Origin of the sequence: Burkholderia sp. BDU5, assembly GCF_001522845.1 — a bacterium.
GTDB classification, from domain to species: Bacteria; Pseudomonadota; Gammaproteobacteria; order Burkholderiales; family Burkholderiaceae; genus Burkholderia; species Burkholderia mayonis.
The window spans coordinates 1-1,951 of the sequence record NZ_LOWC01000077.1 but is presented as its reverse complement, the minus strand read 5'-3'; the positions used below and the strand labels follow the sequence as shown (position 1 = coordinate 1,951).

2 protein-coding genes are annotated in these 1,951 nt (G+C 63.1%); both read right to left on the bottom strand.

Features of this window, described 5'->3' with window-relative positions; genetic code table 11:
- Nucleotides 1–95: 95 nt before the first annotated feature.
- Nucleotides 96–878, bottom strand: coding sequence for an IS21-like element helper ATPase IstB (gene istB / locus WS69_RS13695; protein ID WP_059471300.1), 783 nt, complete (start codon nt 876–878; stop codon nt 96–98).
- Between the two features lie 9 nt (nt 879–887).
- A partial coding sequence (gene istA / locus WS69_RS13690) for an IS21 family transposase (protein ID WP_059471299.1) occupies nt 888–1,951 on the bottom strand: 1,064 nt, incomplete at its 5' end.

Here is a 1,951-nt window from a genome sequence, read left to right as displayed (position 1 = left end):
GTGTCACGGATCGGCGTAATGGAGCCTGGGAAGATCGGCGTAAAGGCGCCACTTGGAAGGGTTGGGAAACGCAGTTTCGAACGCCGTCAAGAATGCTAGTTTTTGCCGCGTTTTTCAATGCCTGAAACAGGCGATTCCGGCATCGATTTGGGCACTCGATAACTGTCGCCGTCGAGGATGATCCGGTAGGCGCCGTGGCGCAGCCGGTCGAGGGTGGCGGCGCCGAGCATGCGGTTGGCCGGGAACGCGTCGCCCCATTCGCTGAAGTCCAGATTGCTCGTCAAGACCAGTGAACCGCGGCGCTCATAACGCTCGGCGACGAGGTCGTGGAACGCTTCGTCATGCGGCGCCGTGATGGGTTTGAGGGCGAAGTCGTCGACGATGATCAGCGGCACGCGCACCAGTTGCTGCAGCCGGCGCTCGTAGTTGCCGACGGCGCGCGCGGCATGCAGCGTGTTGAGCAGCTTGGTTTGCGTGAGGAACAGCACGTCGTGCCCCTGACGCGCGGCGCAGTGGCCCAGCGCCTGCGCCAGATGCGACTTGCCGACGCCGGTGGGGCCGGCGATCAGCACGTTGGCGTTCTCCTGTAGGTAACGGCCGGTGGCCAGGTCCTGGATGACGGCGCGGTTCAGTTTGGGCAGCCGATCGAAGTCGAACGACTCGAGCGTCTTGCCGGGCCGGAAGCTCGCGCGCGCCAGCCGCGTGCTCAGCTTCTTGTGCTCACGCCGGGCGATCTCGTCCTGGATTAGCAGCGCGAGAAACTCGGTGTAGGCGAGCTTGCCGTCGATGGCTTGGCGGTTACGTTGCTCGAGCGAGTCGAGGATGCCGGACAGGCGCAGTTGTTTGAGCATCGGGCTCAGTTCGGGAATCGGATTCATGTCGGGATCTCAGTGGCTCATCATGGAAGGCAGGTCACGGCAGAAGCGGCCGCCGCGGGCATAGGTGTCGGCGACGTCGATCAGATCGGGCTGGACGGGCTCGGCCAGTTGATCCAGGCCCTTGTCGAGGATCGTCTTGATGGTGCGGTAGCGCGGGCTGCTGAAGGACATCGCGCGCTGACAGGCGGCTTCCAGACGAGCGGCGCCGACCTTCGCTTCGAGCCGCAAGATGCCCTGCGCGCCCCGCAAGTTGACCAGCACTTGATCGTTGAACAACGCGAGGATCACGGCATGGCAAGCCGGGCCGATGCGTTTGGCTTCGGCCAAACACCATTGCGGGTCATGCATCTGCCAAGCCTGGGCTTCGGGCGGCAGATGATCACGCACGGTGGAGCGAGCGCCAGGGCGATGTAGCCGCGGGTGCGCGGCGACCAGCTCATGCTCACGAAACAGTTGCACCGTGGTGTCCGTCGCCTTGAGCCACAACGTCTGGCCCACGAGCTTGCACGGCGCCGAGTACAGCCCTTTATGGAACTGCACGTGGCAGTCGCGGTGCACGCTGACCTTGGTCCATTCAGCGAGCACCGGCGGCACATCGGGCAACGCCGCCAGTAACGATCGCTCGAGCGCAAAGCGCGCCAGCGGCTGTTGGCGCGTCGTGCCGTGTAGGCGATTGCCGGCTTCGCTCATGATCCATTCGCGCAATTGACGGTTGGCATCGGCGAGATCACGAAACTCGCGCAAAGGAGCAAAGGACTTCTTAATGTATTTGACTCCTGATTCGACGATCCCCTTCTTCTGTGGGTCACGCGGCGGGCATGCATCGATCTTGAAGCCATACCCTTCGGCCAGTTCGGCGTAGGAGCGTTGAACTTCCGGGTCATACATGCAGGCCCGTGTGATGGCGCACTTGGCGTTGTCGATCACGGTTCGCGCCGGGACGCCACCCCACCAGTCGAATGCTCGGCGGTGACAAGCAAGCCACGTCGCTACCGTTTGATCGAGCACGAGCTCGGCGTATTGGTGGCGTGACCAGCACAACGTAGCGACGAAAAACCAGGTCTTGACTGGCT